We start from the raw sequence: 16,214 nt of genomic DNA on the forward strand, positions 1-16,214 counted from the left end.
CATTATGAAACTCACAGATAACGATAAGCAGTCGGCAAAAGAAAATGTCGGTAATGAATATTTAATTTTTACTCTTGGACAAGAAGAGTATGGGATCGAGATATTAAAGGTTCAGGAAATTCGCGGCTATGAACGTGTTACACGCATTGCGAATACCCCTGATTTTATTGCCGGTGTGACAAACCTTCGCGGCGTTATTGTACCTGTAGTTGACTTTCGCGTTAAATTTCATCTCGACACTGTCGCATTTGATGAAAACACAGTCGTTATCGTGTTAAGTTTTTCTAATAAAATAGTTGGGATAGTGGTCGATGGTGTCTCTGATGTGCTCTCCTTGTCACCCGAACAAATTCGCCCGGCACCTGATTTTAGTGGCGCAAAATTAGCTACGGATTACTTGCTTGGCTTAGGTACGCTTGATTCCAGAATGCTTATTCTCGTAGATATTGAAAAATTGCTTAACAGTGAAGAAATGCAATTGGTTGAGCGTACAGCAGAAATATCAGTTGACTAAAATGTTGCTTTAGTAATTTTCATGCTTACAGGTCAGGTGAATAATGATTTTTTCATCAAAAATCAGCGAGAAGCTCAGGTTCTTACCTGACTCATTATCTCTAAAAACAACTTTTATTATTGCCGTTTCTTTTGTTGTTTTGCTCTTCACTATGTCAAATATTATAACATTATATCATTTTATTGAGATTAAGAATAACGTTTTCAGGCTAACGACAGGTTTAGATCAGATCAATAAATTGTCAAAGACACGGCAAGCGCTTGAACTTGTCTTTGAAGAATGGGATTACCGTGACAATAGTAAATCCATGCATAACATGGAATCTGCTAAAAATTATTTCCATGAGTATCTGAATGTAATTTCTGATGATGCTAAAGTTGGTTCGAAATCCACTCAGGCAGTCAGTAATGCTTTTGCAAATGTTGAAAAGGCGTTTAGTTCGGGTCGACTGAGTGAAGTGCAAAAAGAGGTCGATAATTTTGTTATTCAGGAAAATGCTCTGGATGATTATGTCTATAAATATGATGAGCCTGAAGCTAAGGATATTATTAACTGTCTGTTAACTGACTCTTATTATGTTAGTATATTCTCTTTCGGTTTTTGGATAATATTATCGGTTGTTGGCTGGCTATGGTTAAAAAATAAAGTATTCTCACGATTTGAATACATTAAAGAATGCTTTTCTTTAATTTCTAATGGCGAACTTAACCATACCTTAGACATCGGTCAGAAAAACGAAATTGGCGAAGTTATTGAGCAACTGGATACTATGCGGCTCAATTTAAGCGAAATCCTTACAACGTTTAAAAGTTCAATTGAATTAATCAGTGACAGTACTGATGAAATGGCGCATGGCAACAGCGACCTGTCAACTCGTACAGAGGAGCAGGCGGGGGCATTACAGCTTACGGCTGCCAATATGGAAGAGATTAGTACGACAGTCGCGCATAATGCTGACAACGCAAAAAAAGCGAATGAATTTGCCAGCGCGGCAAATACGACGGCACAGGAAGGGCTGACGGCGGCGCAGGCGGTTACGGAAACCATCCGTACTATTGAGCAAAGTGTTAAAAAGATATCGGAAATTAACAAAGTTGTGGATGACATCGCTCGCCAGACATATATCCTGGCGCTTAATGCTGCTGTTGAAGCGGCAAGAGCCGGAGATCATGGACGTGGATTTGCTGTCGTTGCCAGTGAAGTACGGCATCTGGCTCAAAACAGCGCCAGTGCGGCAAAAGAAATCAATGAATTGATAACCACAGCCGTTGAACATGTTAATACAGGCAATGCGCTGGCTTCCAATGCGGGTAAGACGATTAATGAAATGGTAGATGCCATTTATGATGTCAACAGCATTATGAATGATATCTCACAGGCGTCTGAAGAGCAGAGCAAGGGAATTCAGCAGGTTGCGTATGCACTGACTGAAATGGATAGCGTGACGCAGCGTAATAGCATATTGGTCGGCGAATCGGAAACCATCGCACTGAGTCTGCATGATCAGGTCAGACAATTACAGGAAATGATCGCCTTCTTTAAATTACCGATTAATGATCTTTGATTATCCCCGATGCACATCAGATATAGCACCCTACCAGGGTGTTATATCTGCCATCGTTGTCGATAACTACGATTACTATTCCTGTTTTTCTCGTTACTACTCCTGGTTTGGACTGGTTAATTTTTAGTAGTAGGCTTAATCTATTTATATAGGATTAATATAAATGCCTTTATATTAGCCAGGGTAAACACCTGAGTTAATCTCATTAAATATCTTAAGTTGGTTTATTTTTGCTACAGATTTAACTTATTTTATGGTTAATAATATGGAAACAGATGCAACAATTGAAGAGGGTGTTAATATCTGCATATAACAAGCCGTTTTTTGGAGCTAATTTTATGCAGCAACCTGTCGTTCGAGTGGGCGAATGGTTAGTCAGTCCCGATGTTAATCAAATCAGCTGCAACGGGCGGCGGACAACACTCGAACCGCGATTAATCGATCTTCTGGTTTTTCTTGCTCATCACCCCGGAGAGGTGCTTACGCGCGATGAGTTGATTGACCATGTGTGGAAGCGTAATATCGTTACCAGCCACGTTGTAACACAATCTATTTCTGAATTACGCAAGTCATTAAAAAATGGCGATGATGATGAAAATAATGAATATATCGTTACTATCCCCAAGCGTGGATATAAACTCACCGCGCCGGTAATATGGTGTGCTGAAGAAATGGAATTGACGCCTGAACAATCCGATATTATGTCTGATACTCCGCCACCGACCAATGCCCCCACCATTACCGCACCTCAATTAACGGATAATCAGCCGCGTAAATATCATCATTTCCGTGTTGTTATCGTTTGGGCTATATTTTTACTAGCCGTGCTCAGTTGTGTATTTATGGTTGCAAAAACAGCAATTAAATCTAATTTAACGACGACCAATACTCAGCTTCTGCTGAATCCACTTGATATTGATATACACCTCGTTAATGGAAATGCATGTAATAACTGGAATTTACAGCTTTTTTATGCCGTTGGCTTAGGAAGCCTGGTGACATCCACGCTTAACACATTTTCTAATTATATGGTGCATGACAAAATAAACTACAGTGGCCATGTTTCGGGAAATTCAGGGAAAACGTTAACGCTGGAGTTTCTCAATCAACGTCACTATCGCGCACAGCAATGTTTTATGTCTGTCCGCCTGGTCGATCATGCGAACGGCGAGGTTATGCTGGATAAACGTTACTTCATTACGGGGTCTAATGAGGTTGCGATCCAGAATGATTTACTGAGCAATTTATCATCGGCGCTCTCGCTATCCTGGTCAGACAAAATGACGGAAATGATGAACCATTATCAACCCATTAAAAGTCAGTCTCTGGCACATTTTTTTGAAGCACATCAGTTGTTAATGCAGGGGGATGCTGCATCGCTAAACAAAGCCAGTGAAATCCTCGAAGACGTGGCGAAACAGTCCCCGGAATTTACCTATGTTAATGCTGAAAAAGCATTGATCGATATTTTTCGCCATACGCAGCAGTTGCTTGATGACAAACAGCTTAAAACGTTATATGCCTCGATGGAGAAAATTCGTAACAGCCCAGGGATCAAGGATTCAGCGATTTACTATCAGATTAAAACTGTCGATTTGTTAGATCGTGGCAACGTGGAGGAGGCGTATCAGGCAATTAATCTTGGTATCCGAAATGAGCTCTCCTGGCTAAACTATATCCTGCTGGGAAAAGTCTACGAAATGAAAGGCGAAAACCGTCTTGCTGCTGATGCCTATATTACCGCATTTAATTTGCGTCCTGGTGAAAACACGCTGTACTGGATTAAAAACGGAATATTCCAGACATCACTAAACCGCATCGTACCCTACCTTGAAAATTATTCTTCAGCAGAATAAATGAAGCCTTATCATATTTTTTCTTAAATAATATGATAAGGCGTTTTTTTCATGTCATCAGTCACCGTATTTATATTTTACGTAATCCATCATAAGTCAGATGAACTACGGTTTTATTCTTAAGAAAGTTACTTTAATTTGTTGATATTCAACAAGATTTATCTTTTCATGATAACCGTAGATAATCCAGATAACCTTTATGGTTCTCTAAAAAACATCATTTATATATCGTTTATTGTTTATTCATTTTATCTTTAGGACTTCATTCTCCTGAATTAGTACTCTTTTCTGTAGTCGGCCAGTCTGCAGCGTTGTTTACATGTTGACTAGTGCCTTGAATATTAAATCCAGGAGATTGAAAATATGAGTTCTGCCAAACAGATCGGGCTATTTGCCTGTACTGGCGTGGTAGCCGGTAATATGATGGGCAGCGGGATTGCATTATTACCCGCGAATCTTGCCAGCATTGGTGGTATTGCAATCTGGGGATGGATTATCTCTATTATTGGCGCGATGTCGCTGGCCTATGTTTATGCCCGCCTGGCGACCAAAAACCCGCAACAAGGTGGTCCAATTGCTTATGCGGGGGAAATATCTCCGGCATTCGGTTTCCAGACCGGTGTTCTTTATTACCATGCGAACTGGATCGGTAACCTTGCTATTGGTATTACCGCAGTCTCTTATCTTTCTACTTTCTTCCCTGTATTAAATAGCCCAATTCCAGCCGGCATTGCCTGTATTGCTATCGTCTGGATCTTTACGTTCGTCAACATGCTTGGCGGTACCTGGGTGAGTCGTTTGACGACGATTGGCCTGATACTGGTACTGATTCCTGTCGCGCTGACTGCTGTTATTGGCTGGCACTGGTTTGATCTGGCGACTTACCAGGCGAACTGGAACACCTCCGGTACGACTGACAGCCGCGCTGTGATTAACAGTATTCTGCTCTGCCTGTGGGCTTTCGTTGGCGTTGAATCTGCTGCGGTGAGCAGCGGCATGGTGAAGAATCCAAAACGCACCGTTCCGCTGGCAACCATGCTTGGCACGGCAATGGCCGGTATTGTTTATATTGCCGCAACCCAGGTGCTTTCCGGGATGTTCCCTGCCGACCGTATGGCTGCTTCTGGTGCTCCGTTCGCCGTTAGCGCCGCGACGATGTTTGGCGGCTGGGCCGCACCGGTGGTTTCTGCTTTTACCGCTTTCGCCTGTCTGACTTCCCTCGGTTCCTGGATGATGCTGGTTGGCCAGGCGGGTGTCCGTGCGGCAAACGACGGCAACTTCCCGAAAGTTTATGGTGATGTTGACAGTAATAACATCCCTAAAAAAGGCCTGCTGCTTGCAGCGGTGAAAATGACAGCCCTGATGGTGTTGATCACGGTGATGAACTCTACCGGTGGTAAAGCTTCTGACCTGTTTGGTGTGCTAACCGGGATCGCCGTGCTGTTAACCATGCTTCCTTACTTCTACTCCTGTGTTGATCTGATTCGTTTCGAAGGCGTCAACCTGCGTAACAGCGCCAGCCTGGTTTGTTCAGTGCTGGGTTGTGTCTTCTGCTTCATCGCTCTGTCAGGCGCCACGTCCTTCGAGCTGACCGGGACATTTATCGTCAGCCTGATAATCCTGATGTTTTACGGTCGTAAATTGCACCAGCGCGAACATGCTGCTGACGACGTTAGCAGCGTAGACACCCACTAATTCCCTTCGTTTCTCTGCGTTCCTCTCGTTCTCCCACAACGAGACGGGAGGAGCCAGCTCTATCAGGAGATATAAATATGAACGTTATCGCGATAATGAATCAGATGGGTGTTTACTTTAAAGAAGAGCCTATCCGTGAATTGCATTGCGCCCTTGAAAAACGGGGCTTCCACGTTGTCTATCCAAACGACCGCGAAGATCTGCTGAAGCTGATTGAAAATAATGCTCAACTTTGCGGCGTGATCTTCGACTGGGATAAGTACAATCTTGCTCTGTGCGAAGAAATCAGCGCCATGAATGAGTACATGCCACTGTATGCGTTTGCAAATACTCACTCTACCCTGGATGTCAGCCTTAACGAGCTGCGTATGCAGGTGCGTTTCTTCGAATACGCGCTGGGCGCGGCAGAAGATATCGCCTTAAAAATCAAGCAAAATACTGACGAATATATCGATACCATTCTGCCGCCACTGACCAAAGCCCTGTTCAAATATGTTCGTGAAGGTAAGTACACATTCTGTACCCCTGGTCATATGAGCGGTACGGCATTCCTGAAAAGCCCTGTCGGTAGCATTTTCTATGACTTCTTTGGTGCAAACACCATGAAATCAGACATCTCCATCTCGGTATCTGAGCTGGGATCTCTGCTGGATCACTCTGGTCCGCACAAAGAAGCGGAAGAGTATATTGCTCGCGTGTTCAACGCTGAACGCAGCTATATGGTCACCAACGGTACGTCAACCGCTAACAAAATCGTCGGTATGTATTCCGCTCCGGCGGGCAGCACTGTGCTGATTGACCGTAACTGCCACAAATCGCTGACCCATCTGATGATGATGAGCGATATTACGCCGATCTACTTCCGCCCGACCCGTAATGCTTACGGTATTTTAGGCGGTATTCCGCAGAGCGAATTTCAGCATGAAACCATCGCCAAACGCGTGCAAGAAACTCCGAATGCCACCTGGCCTGTACATGCTGTTATTACCAACTCGACTTATGACGGCCTGCTGTACAACACCGACTACATCAAGAAAACGCTGGACGTAAAATCCATCCACTTTGATTCCGCCTGGGTGCCTTACACCAATTTCTCGCCAATTTACAAAGGTAAATGCGGGATGAGCGGTGGTCGTGTTGAAGGTAAAGTGATTTACGAAACTCAGTCTACGCATAAATTGCTCGCAGCGTTTTCTCAGGCATCCATGATCCATGTGAAAGGGGATGTCAACGAAGAGACGTTCAGCGAAGCCTATATGATGCACACCACGACTTCACCGCACTACGGTATTGTCGCATCGACTGAAACGGCTGCGGCAATGATGAAAGGTAATGCCGGTAAGCGTCTGATTGATGGCTCTATTAATCGTGCAATCAGGTTCCGTAAAGAGATTAAACGCTTAAAAGGTGAATCAGAAGGTTGGTTCTTTGATGTCTGGCAGCCAGAGCAGATTGACCAGGTTGAATGCTGGCCGCTCAATTCTGACAACGGCTGGCATGGTTTCCAGAACATTGACAACGAGCATATGTATCTGGACCCGATCAAAGTCACTCTGCTGACGCCGGGTATGACGAAAGACGGCACGATGGACGATTTCGGTATTCCAGCGAGCATTGTGGCGAAATACCTTGATGAGCATGGCATTATCGTTGAGAAAACCGGTCCTTATAACCTGCTCTTCCTCTTCAGCATTGGTATCGATAAAACCAAAGCTCTGAGCCTGTTGCGTGGTCTGACCGAGTTCAAACGCGCCTTTGATTTAAACCTGCGTGTGAAAAACATGCTGCCGTCACTGTATCAGGAAGATCCTGAATTCTATGAAGACATGCGTATTCAGGAACTGGCACAGAATATTCATAAACTGATTTCTCACCATAATTTGCCGGATCTGATGTATCGCGCGTTCGAAGTTCTGCCTGAAATGGTGGTAACGCCGTATCGTGCATTCCAGAAAGAACTGCATAGCGAAGTGGAAGAAGTTTATCTGGATGACATGGTCGGTCGCGTGAACGCCAATATGATCCTGCCGTATCCTCCGGGTGTACCGCTGGTGATGCCTGGCGAAATGATCACCGCTGAAAGCCGTCCGGTACTGGAGTTCCTGCAGATGCTGTGTGAAATTGGCGCGCATTATCCGGGCTTTGAAACCGATATTCATGGTGCGTATCGCCAGGCCGATGGCCGTTATACCGTGAAAGTACTTAAGTAATTAAAGTAGTAAATTGATATAACAGTTTATTTCCTTCTGTCTTATATCGATCTATTGGAAGGGGCCGGTGAATACATGCTGTCGTTCACCGGCTTTATTTTTTTCCGCTGCTCATTCCTCTTTAGCAATATTCTCAACATCTCCTGGCCGTTAAACTAAGGCCAAATCCTGATGGTTTTCTCTTACGCTGAGTGTCAGTATGTGATAGTGCGCATACTACAAAAAAGTTAATTTCGAGAAGAAAGTTAAACATAATTAAGAAATAAGATAAAAACTTTCTTTTCACCCAGAAAAGTATTGTAGATAAATGTTGCTCTGTAAAATATATACCTGCTATTAACCAGCACAGAAAAAGGAGAAGCAAGATGGAAGGATATGAGATTATGTTCAGTAACCGAAAAATTAAGTTTAGTCATCAGGTATCGATCAGTTTGTTACTCGGCGTTATCGGTTTTTTTGTTGTCATCGCAGGAATAGTTCTGTTGTGGCACAATTATAATTCATAGGTAATGCCTGAGTATTTCGTTTCACCATCAGGTATTTGACTGCTGATATAGCTGATGTGAAGGGTAATTCATTTTCCTGCACGTCAGCTCGTTGAATTATCTGATGTTAACGGGATATTTTTTGTTGAAATTGTCAGCAATATCAGGTTATTACATGAAGTAAGCGCTTACATTTACATAAATCTGTAGGCCGGATAAGGCGTTTACGCCGCATCCGGCAAGAAACTACGTCGGGCTAAATAGCCATTACCGCGCACATTCATGATGTCCGCGCGAAAACACCTACTCAAGATGTCTGGCGAGTACGTCATTAATTGACTGCTCCAACTCGTCCATAACTTCTTTTGTCAGACGATTAAATTCAAAAGAGATTGTTCGGCCATTAACGCGTTTACGCGCGTATCGGTCTTTGTCATCAAAAGCCCACAGCGAAACGACCTTCGCTTTCTCTTTTTTAGGCAGCGAGATCAGCAAAGACGATTTTTTCTGAATAAGCTTCAGCAGCTTATTTTTAATCTCATCTTCCGCAAGGCCACCTTCGCTCAGAATAAGATCAATATCTTCTGAAATTTGTTCGATCAGCGTGCTCAGTTCGACATTTTTCTCGGCGAGACTTTCGTCTACCGCAGCCAGTAATTTGTAATCGGAAAAATGAAGCTCCGACTGCACTGGGAACAGTGAAACCAGCTCCTGCGGAACGGAGGCCGCCTGCATGGCGCGGGAGACTTTGGCCGGTGACAGTTTTTCCTGTGCGGCTATCTGTTTCTGATTCAGCCCTGATGCCTTAAGCGCCATCAGGCGTAACCCAACTTCACGCAGGTTATGTTCTTTCGCCGTCTGAATATCTGCCGCCAGTTTACGAGCCTCATCGGCAGACACCGTTGAAGTGGTGACCAGTACTTTCAGCGGGGTATGGCACAAAATTGCCGCCGCGCGTCTGCGGGAACCATCAATAATTTCCACACCATCTTCCCGCTCAATACCGATGCAAGGGAAAAACTGTTGCAGGCGGAGCGTGCGGGTAATGTCTTTCAGGGACTCGCTGGTCAGCGAGGTCTGATCGCGACCGTTTATCTCCTGAATGACATAGGTTCCTTTTTCGACCTCATTGGCCGGGATTGTGCGCAACGAAAAAGTAACATGACGCCCAGTGGAGAGAGTAAAGATTTGCTCCTGAGACGGTCCGCCATCATCCTCGTGCAGCGCAGGGGTTTTGAAGGTACGGCCTATGGTGACTCTCTTGGCGCTCATCATACAACTCCGTTGGTTCTGATAAATTCAATGCGGTCGAATACTGCCCGGGCGAAATCTTCAGCGGCGTGGCGGGCATTTTTCAACGCTTCGCTGCTGCCGATATAGGTGGCTGGGTTTGCCGAGACAACGGTGTCGAAGGACTCGCCGCAACGCTCAAAGCCATCCAGTCGCGGTAACGCGACATCGAGCATATCGCCGCCAAAAATCTCTTTTGCCAGGCTATGGCAAAGCTTATGGTCGGATTTATTTGACAGTTTTGACATGAAGCCGATATTGCCCCGTAGATTACACTTCATGCCGGATTCATTAATAATTTCAACCAGTTCAGGGAGTCTGGTTAAATATTTCAGCGTCGAGTGGAAATCGACCTGTGCAGGCGGAACCGGCGTTAACAGCAGATCGGCTGAGGCGATGGCATTTTTGAGAAACGCGTCAAGGTGTGGGCCGCTGTCGATAAAGATGAAATCGTAATCCTTGCGCAGTTTATCAATCACATTCTCTTTCAGCACAGCGTGAACATTTTGCCCCGGCAGGTGTTCGGCGCATAACTCATCCCAGCGTGAGGCGATAAACGCATCTTCAATTGAGGCTGGCAGTACATCTACGCCCGGCACAATGGAAGGCACGATAAATTCTGAGAGTAACTCCTCGCGCGACACATTTTGCAGCATGGCCTGTGCGGAGGTGGCCTCCACCATGCCAATGGCCCGGGTGTGGTTGAGGAACATGGTTGCCGAAGACTGCGGATCGAGATCAACCACCAGGATGCGTAAGTCTTCATAAAGCAGGTGAGGGTGGGTGCGTAGCGCATGGGCCAGAGAAACGGTAGAGACCGTTTTAGACACGCCACCTTTCAGGTTGCCGATGAAAACGGCGAATGCCGATGGATAGCGGTCGCGATATTTAGGAACGCCACGGTGATGGTAAATGTCGATAATGTTCTGAATCGACATGGCGTACTTGGTGGAGCTACCAGCGGGGCGCTTATCAAACACATAGCCGCTTTCTTCCATCTCGTTGACGGCGTAGTCCACGCTGGCGCGCGTGAGACGGGGCAGCCGGGCAAGCGCCGCCTTGGCATAGACCTGATAAAACTTGTTTTCCTGCAACTCTTCTTTCTGTGACTGAATTTGTTCGGTAAGAGAAAACAGCATTTTCTCTGAACGTTGCGCAACTTTTAACAGATGGACAGGCGTATCCATGATTTTCTGCCTTTATGCTGAAATGATGAATTTCGTCAAGAATGCTACATACAAGTGGCAAAGTAAACATTTCAGATGCAATAAGGTAAAAATAGCGGGTAGCGGCTCACTTATCTGTTGAGTTGTGAGCATCTTTGGGCGTTATTCGCCAGATCGGAGTGGGGCAGAAGGCCGGGTTATGTCGTGCTGATGACGTACATAAAGCGCCTGTCTGGATAATATCGTTGTTGTATTGCGTTCAACTTGATGGAACTCTGATAGCACTATTTTCAGTCAATACGCGTCAGGGCTATAGTCCAAAAACATCGGTAATATCAGGGTATTTTTGATAAAAAAAGCCTACGCAATAGATGTTGCTCAGGCTATTGGTGGTTGTTCAGATCCCACTACCGACAGAGGGGGCTGGATCTGCTACGTATGAAAGTGGAAGACGGTGATGTTATCCTGGTGAAGAAGCTAAAACGTCTTGGTCGTGGTGATCTCCTCCCTGAAAACAGTACCAGTCTAAACTGAAGTCTCCGGTCTTTCTTCCTGCTAACAGAGAGGCTTATTACCATGAAAAAGACCCGTTATACCGAAGAACAGATTGCGTTTGCGCTGAAACAGGCCGAAACCGGCACCCGCGTAGGGGAAGTCTGCAGAAAGATGGGTATTTCTGAGGCCACCTTTTACAACTGGAAGAAGAAATTTGACGCTCAGGGCGTTACCGTCAGGTTTATTGACGATGGGAGCAGCACCGATGGTGATATGGGACAAGTGGTGATGACCATCCTGTCGGCAGTGGCGCTGGCTGTACGCCGGAGGGTCCTGGAGCGTACAAATGAAGACCGACAGGAAGCCAGAATGAAAGATGCGACAGTGTCATTTAATAAAACTGTCGCATTCAGAAAATAAAACCACAACGCCATAATTTACAAACAGAAATTCAAGGTGATATAGAAAATCATTTCAATTTTAAGACAATCCCATCTTTAAATGAAATATTGAAACTACTTAAAATATCAACTGGCATCTCATCTACGTACACGATTTTTAAGTCATTTAACGCCATTACATCTGGCAGGTTTTGAAGAGTTGCCGCAGCTAATGTTAGAGTCGCTTTTGAACCGGATTTAAAGTTAATCATTCCTGCCCAGCATTTTCCTGTTGGTTTCTGTAACTCTTGCACAGGAGCAATTGGGATAGTATTGTTCAATGGATTAATAGTTACCTTTGCACTACCTGACAACTGAATAATCTTACCCATCCCATTCCCCTGTGAAAACTGAGTTGTATGAATATCCACTGTCGAATTATCAAAAGCATCTATCGCAACATAATCTCCTTCGTTGTTATCAGGGACATCATTACATATAGTCCTTGCGAAAATATTTCCATAAGATGAATCATAAAAAGATAAACTACTCGAAAGGTTTAAATTTGAGTCAGTATGTTGCTCTAATCTAACATTTAGTAAGAGTGAAGAATTATTATTAAACCTCAATCCGCTAAGTATACTGCCCGCGATGTTATTTGTTGAAATTTCATTGGCTTGCACATCAAGTGTGCTGTATCCTGATATTATAGCGTTATAAAACAACTCAATATACTCTGCTGAAATGATGAATCTTGAATTCTGAATACCAGTAAGGTATGGGCTTTTAATTGTATCTAACCTTGACATTCCGAGGAAAACAGCGCGTAGATTTTCCAGTGTAACACGGCTATCATCGAACAATTTGAAATCAATTGCGAAATAAGGACGATGTCTCGAGGAATCAGTTAATGTTATGGTTTTTAAGTTTTTGTCACCTGCAATACGGAAATCAGCTTTTTCCAAAAACAGAAAAGTGGAATTTTTATCCTTCGTAGCTGGTACAGACCAATTAATAACGTCGGCTCCTGTACTATCCGGGAGAAGAATAAGAGGACCAGCTTGAACAGGACCAACGTGAACAGGACCAGTAGCCATACCGTAAACTTCAAGCCCGCATCCTTGCATTTTATTAAATGCTTCTGCAGGTCCCCTCAACGTGACTTCTCTGGGATAGTCAAAAGACTGATTACTTTCAGGATCCCAGTTAAACGTAGCGTCTGTATTTTTCATAATAACCTATTTTCAAGTAGAAGTTGTAACCCAAAAAAGTATTAGGTTGCCGATGAACTGCCTGTTTTGTACTTGTAATGGATTAAAGTGTTAATTCATTAGATCTGAACATGAAGCACAATTGTTGTTTTATTTTACGGAATAGGATTACAACTATATATCACGTTGCTGCCATCAATATTTCATCATTACTGATGACCAAAAAAGCAACTGTATTTTTATTCATAAATAAATCTTCATTTCTAATGATGCAACATTTTATTTCATGGCCAAGTGACACTATAAATATTAATAGAATTAAAAAAGAGTTGTTGTTATTTACAAGTTATATATTGATATAGTTTGAGTTATTTTAAAATGATTAGATGTATATAGAAAATATTTTTATTATAAATCTGTGATATCAGTGATTGTAGTGGCACAGTAAATTTGACTACCTGATTAAAGGTGATATTCACACAAATAGCGGGTTGAGTCTCACCTATCCACTGAGTAGTAAGAATCTCTGGGCGTTATTCGCCAGATCGGAGCGGGGCAGAAGGCCGGTTACGTAGAGCTGATGACGTAAATAAAGCGCCTGTCTGGATGATATCGTTGTTGTGTTGCGTTCAACCTGATGGAACTCTGATGGCACTATTTTCAGTCAATACGCGTCAGGTCAATAGTCCAAAAAATCGGTAATCTCAGGATATTTTTGATAAAAAATGTCCTGCGCAATATTTATTGCACAGGACATTGGTGGTTATTCAGACTGATGCAGTAGGTAATCTCACTGCGTTAGCCAGGCACCCTTATCGGATGCTGGAGTGATTTCTGTTTAGTTAATGGTTAAATCCACCGTCATATTGTATTCAAATTTCCATGTTCCGTCGGTGAGAATGTAATGGATCAAACCGGTGTAATGTCCAGCAGGAAGGTCGGGGTTATCGCTGCGCGACCAGTCAAATAAACTTCTCGCAAGAGAAAGCCCACAACCAATCACAGTGTTGAAGGAATAAAGACCACAAGCTGTAAGCTTTCTTGCCCTTAACTTGAGCGTATACTCCTTGCCGTGTTCATCGATGATCGGTGTCTGAATCACTTCATTATCGGGATTGTTTCCTGATGATAGTGTTGTTGGGCCCATCGTGGGGGGAGCAACGATAAATGCTGTGTAAAGGTTAGGGGCGCTCAGATGCGCAGACATAGTTTGGGCTGTGTCAGTATTGATGACCCAGTGTTCAGATATCTCTGTCATAAACGCCATGTCTGGATCTGTTATCGTTGAACCATTCGTGCTTGCCGTTGTCGTCGCCATTCCTACTTTAGTACTTCGAATAGTGACACTTGTAATTCCGTTGGCATCGGTTTTTGACGTTTCCGCAGAAAGGAAGAAACCAGGTGTTGTCTGCCAGCTAACGGTAGCATCAGGGACCCTGTTATTGTTGATGTCCGTCACTATCGCTTCATAGGTTGCGTTATCCTTACCATCAGGGGCAACAATAGACTTATTACTATATATTGTATCCATTTTTGCGGTTTTAATATCTCCAATAAAGGTGACTCCAGGTGCCGCAAGCTGTGTGCCATTCACCGGTATGGTGGCGGTGACAATTGTTACGGCTGCGATTTTCGTGTGTCCGCTGACGGTGGCAACGCCCTGGTTATCCGTCAGACTGTTGGTGCCGTCTAACGTCAGATTCGGGGCGTTACTGGTCCAGTCGATCTGCACGCCCTTAACCGAATTATCGTGGGCATCTTTGACAGTAACCGACCAGGTTACGAGTTCCTTGTCATCGGCTACGGCCTGGGTTTTGTCCACTTTGCTGTCAGACAGGGCCGCTGTAGCAATATTGCCAGTCACATTCACCGTTACAGTCTGGCTGGACTGATTAATACCCGCAGTAATTTGCGACGCACCTCCTTTGGTGGTGGAATAAGCAACTTCCGCGATACCCTGACTGTTGGTGTCGGTGACATTACCAGGCTGGAAAATCCCGTTGGTATTATCGGAGCTCCAGTTAACCCGTTGGTTAATAACAGGATGTCCGGCTTCGTCCGTCACTGTGGCTTTCAGCGTTATGTTATCACCTGCTGCCACATCCGTTGTTGTGGACGGGGTGAGCGCAGAGACTGCGGCAGTAGCCGCATCGGCACCAAAGCTGATGGTTTCAGATGACTGACTTACACCATTGATGGTCGCCACAGCCTGACAGGCGAGTACATCCTCTGAGGTGAGCGTTGCTGTAACCTGACCCTGGGCGTCGGTTTTTTGCGGACTGCCGGTAAGATGATATTTACCTGTTGCTGGCTGAACCTGCCAGGTCACCTCACTCTGGCTGACGGGGTTCTTGTATTCATCTTCCACAGTGGCGGTCAGGGTAACCACATCCTTGTTATTCGCCATTGCGCTGGTTTTACTGGCGCTGACGTTAACCGGTTTTGCACTCTGTATATCAGGCGTGATGGTTAGCTGAATAGTTTTCTGGCTGTGATTGTCGCTGGATGCCGTAATGGTGGTGGCTTTCGCGAGCGTGCTGATGTAAGTCACCTTCACGTTACCCTTCGCATCGGTGTTCGATGTTGTTTCACTGAAAACACCTGCGGCATTGTCAGACTGCCAGACAACAGGTTTATTCGCGACCGGGTGACCGGATGCGTCCAGAACCTGAGCGGTCAACGTAACAATACCTTTACCGGCAGTGACACTGGTGTTATCTGCTGTCAGGCTTTGCAGCGTAGCAGACGTCGCATCCTCAGTGAATTTCACTGTGCCTGATGTTACCAGTGCTCCGCTGGCAGCATGGCCAATGTTACCGCTGATCTGATGCTCCCCACGTTGTTTTGAGGTCAGAGATACCGTCACGTTGCCGTTGCTGTCTGACGTGCTGGAGGCCGTTGACAGGAGACCTGTAGCAGGTATTGCTGCCCAGTTGATACTGATGCCCGACAGTGGGTTGCTGTTCGCATCCGTCACGATCCCCGTGAAAAAAACTTCATCGGCGCCGTTAGCGAGTGCGTTCTGTTTACTGAGTTTCAGGTCGGTAAGCTGCGCAGTGCGGGCGTCACCGATAAAGGTTACCTGTGGCGCATTAAACCCGGCACCTGTTTCTGCCTGGGCCGTGACTCCGGCATTTCCGGCTTTCAATGCGGACAGCGTGACGGACGCGACGCCCGAGGCACTGGTTGTTGTGCTCGGTGCTGAAAGCGTAACACCCGTACCAGAGGCGCTCCAGGTCACTTTATGATTTGTAACAGGGTTGCCTTTAGCATCTTTTACTGCTGCGGTGTAGGTAATAAGCTCCTTGCCGTCGGCAATAGCCTGCGTTTTATCCACGGTGACGTCAG

The 16,214-nt window shown here is 45.0% G+C and carries 10 protein-coding genes and 1 pseudogene; 7 read left to right on the top strand and 4 right to left on the bottom strand.

From position 1 onward, the window contains the following. Nucleotides 1–4: 4 nt before the first annotated feature. The 5 genes from D9736_RS19315 to cadA all read left to right on the top strand — a co-directional run bounded on the left by D9736_RS19315 (nt 5) and on the right by cadA (nt 7,839). Nucleotides 5–514 (top strand): chemotaxis protein CheW, encoded by a 510-nt coding sequence (locus D9736_RS19315; RefSeq protein WP_130209517.1) that lies wholly within the window; start codon nt 5–7, stop codon nt 512–514. A gap of 43 nt (nt 515–557) precedes the next feature. Then, nucleotides 558–2,078 (top strand): methyl-accepting chemotaxis protein, encoded by a 1,521-nt coding sequence (locus D9736_RS19320; protein WP_130236379.1) that lies wholly within the window; start codon nt 558–560, stop codon nt 2,076–2,078. 338 nt (nt 2,079–2,416) lie between these two features. Further along, nucleotides 2,417–3,934, top strand: coding sequence for a lysine decarboxylation/transport transcriptional activator CadC (cadC, locus tag D9736_RS19325; RefSeq protein ID WP_130236390.1), 1,518 nt, complete (start codon nt 2,417–2,419; stop codon nt 3,932–3,934). Nucleotides 3,935–4,297: 363 nt separating this feature from the next. Then, entirely contained in the window at nt 4,298–5,629 is a 1,332-nt protein-coding gene (cadB, locus tag D9736_RS19330) for a cadaverine/lysine antiporter (protein ID WP_130236378.1), read from the top strand. 77 nt (nt 5,630–5,706) lie between these two features. Continuing rightward, nucleotides 5,707–7,839 carry a lysine decarboxylase CadA gene (cadA, locus tag D9736_RS19335; RefSeq protein WP_130209511.1) on the top strand — a complete coding sequence of 711 codons (2,133 nt, stop codon included), beginning with the start codon at nt 5,707–5,709 and terminating at the stop codon, nt 7,837–7,839. A 788-nt stretch (nt 7,840–8,627) separates the two neighbouring features. Here cadA and D9736_RS19340 read toward each other — a convergent pair. Both D9736_RS19340 and D9736_RS19345 read right to left on the bottom strand, forming a co-directional pair. Continuing rightward, nucleotides 8,628–9,599: a ParB family protein gene (locus D9736_RS19340; protein ID WP_240725565.1), complete on the bottom strand. Its 972-nt coding sequence runs from the start codon at nt 9,597–9,599 to the stop codon at nt 8,628–8,630. Further along, nucleotides 9,596–10,801: an AAA family ATPase gene (locus tag D9736_RS19345; RefSeq protein ID WP_130236377.1), complete on the bottom strand. Its 1,206-nt coding sequence runs from the start codon at nt 10,799–10,801 to the stop codon at nt 9,596–9,598. The genes D9736_RS19340 and D9736_RS19345 overlap by 4 nt, the downstream gene beginning before the upstream one ends. Before the next feature lie 393 nt (nt 10,802–11,194). Between D9736_RS19345 and D9736_RS19350 the strand changes: the two are divergent. Both D9736_RS19350 and D9736_RS19355 read left to right on the top strand, forming a co-directional pair. Further along, nucleotides 11,195–11,275, top strand: a pseudogene (locus D9736_RS19350) (recombinase family protein); the annotation flags it as partial. Between the two features lie 81 nt (nt 11,276–11,356). After that, nucleotides 11,357–11,695, top strand: coding sequence for a transposase (locus D9736_RS19355; protein ID WP_130236376.1), 339 nt, complete (start codon nt 11,357–11,359; stop codon nt 11,693–11,695). Between the two features lie 49 nt (nt 11,696–11,744). Here the strand turns inward: D9736_RS19355 and D9736_RS19360 are convergent, their stop codons facing one another. Both D9736_RS19360 and D9736_RS19365 read right to left on the bottom strand, forming a co-directional pair. Then, nucleotides 11,745–12,887 carry a hypothetical protein gene (locus D9736_RS19360; RefSeq protein ID WP_130236375.1) on the bottom strand — a complete coding sequence of 381 codons (1,143 nt, stop codon included), beginning with the start codon at nt 12,885–12,887 and terminating at the stop codon, nt 11,745–11,747. An 817-nt stretch (nt 12,888–13,704) separates the two neighbouring features. Continuing rightward, the coding region (locus D9736_RS19365) for an Ig-like domain-containing protein (protein WP_205712932.1) at nt 13,705–16,214 on the bottom strand (2,510 nt) is incomplete at its 5' end.

It is taken from the genome of Escherichia sp. E10V10 (assembly GCF_004211985.1).
GTDB lineage: Bacteria > Pseudomonadota > Gammaproteobacteria > Enterobacterales > Enterobacteriaceae > Escherichia.

Coding starts and splice junctions, on each gene's coding strand:
- cadB (WP_130236378.1), top strand. CDS start 4,298: ATGAGTTCTGCCAAACAGATCGGGCTATTTGCCTGTACTGGCGTGGTA.
- D9736_RS19345 (WP_130236377.1), bottom strand. CDS start 10,801: ATGGATACGCCTGTCCATCTGTTAAAAGTTGCGCAACGTTCAGAGAAA.
- cadC (WP_130236390.1), top strand. CDS start 2,417: ATGCAGCAACCTGTCGTTCGAGTGGGCGAATGGTTAGTCAGTCCCGAT.
- D9736_RS19355 (WP_130236376.1), top strand. CDS start 11,357: ATGAAAAAGACCCGTTATACCGAAGAACAGATTGCGTTTGCGCTGAAA.
- D9736_RS19360 (WP_130236375.1), bottom strand. CDS start 12,887: ATGAAAAATACAGACGCTACGTTTAACTGGGATCCTGAAAGTAATCAG.
- D9736_RS19315 (WP_130209517.1), top strand. CDS start 5: ATGAAACTCACAGATAACGATAAGCAGTCGGCAAAAGAAAATGTCGGT.
- D9736_RS19340 (WP_240725565.1), bottom strand. CDS start 9,599: ATGATGAGCGCCAAGAGAGTCACCATAGGCCGTACCTTCAAAACCCCT.
- cadA (WP_130209511.1), top strand. CDS start 5,707: ATGAACGTTATCGCGATAATGAATCAGATGGGTGTTTACTTTAAAGAA.
- D9736_RS19320 (WP_130236379.1), top strand. CDS start 558: ATGATTTTTTCATCAAAAATCAGCGAGAAGCTCAGGTTCTTACCTGAC.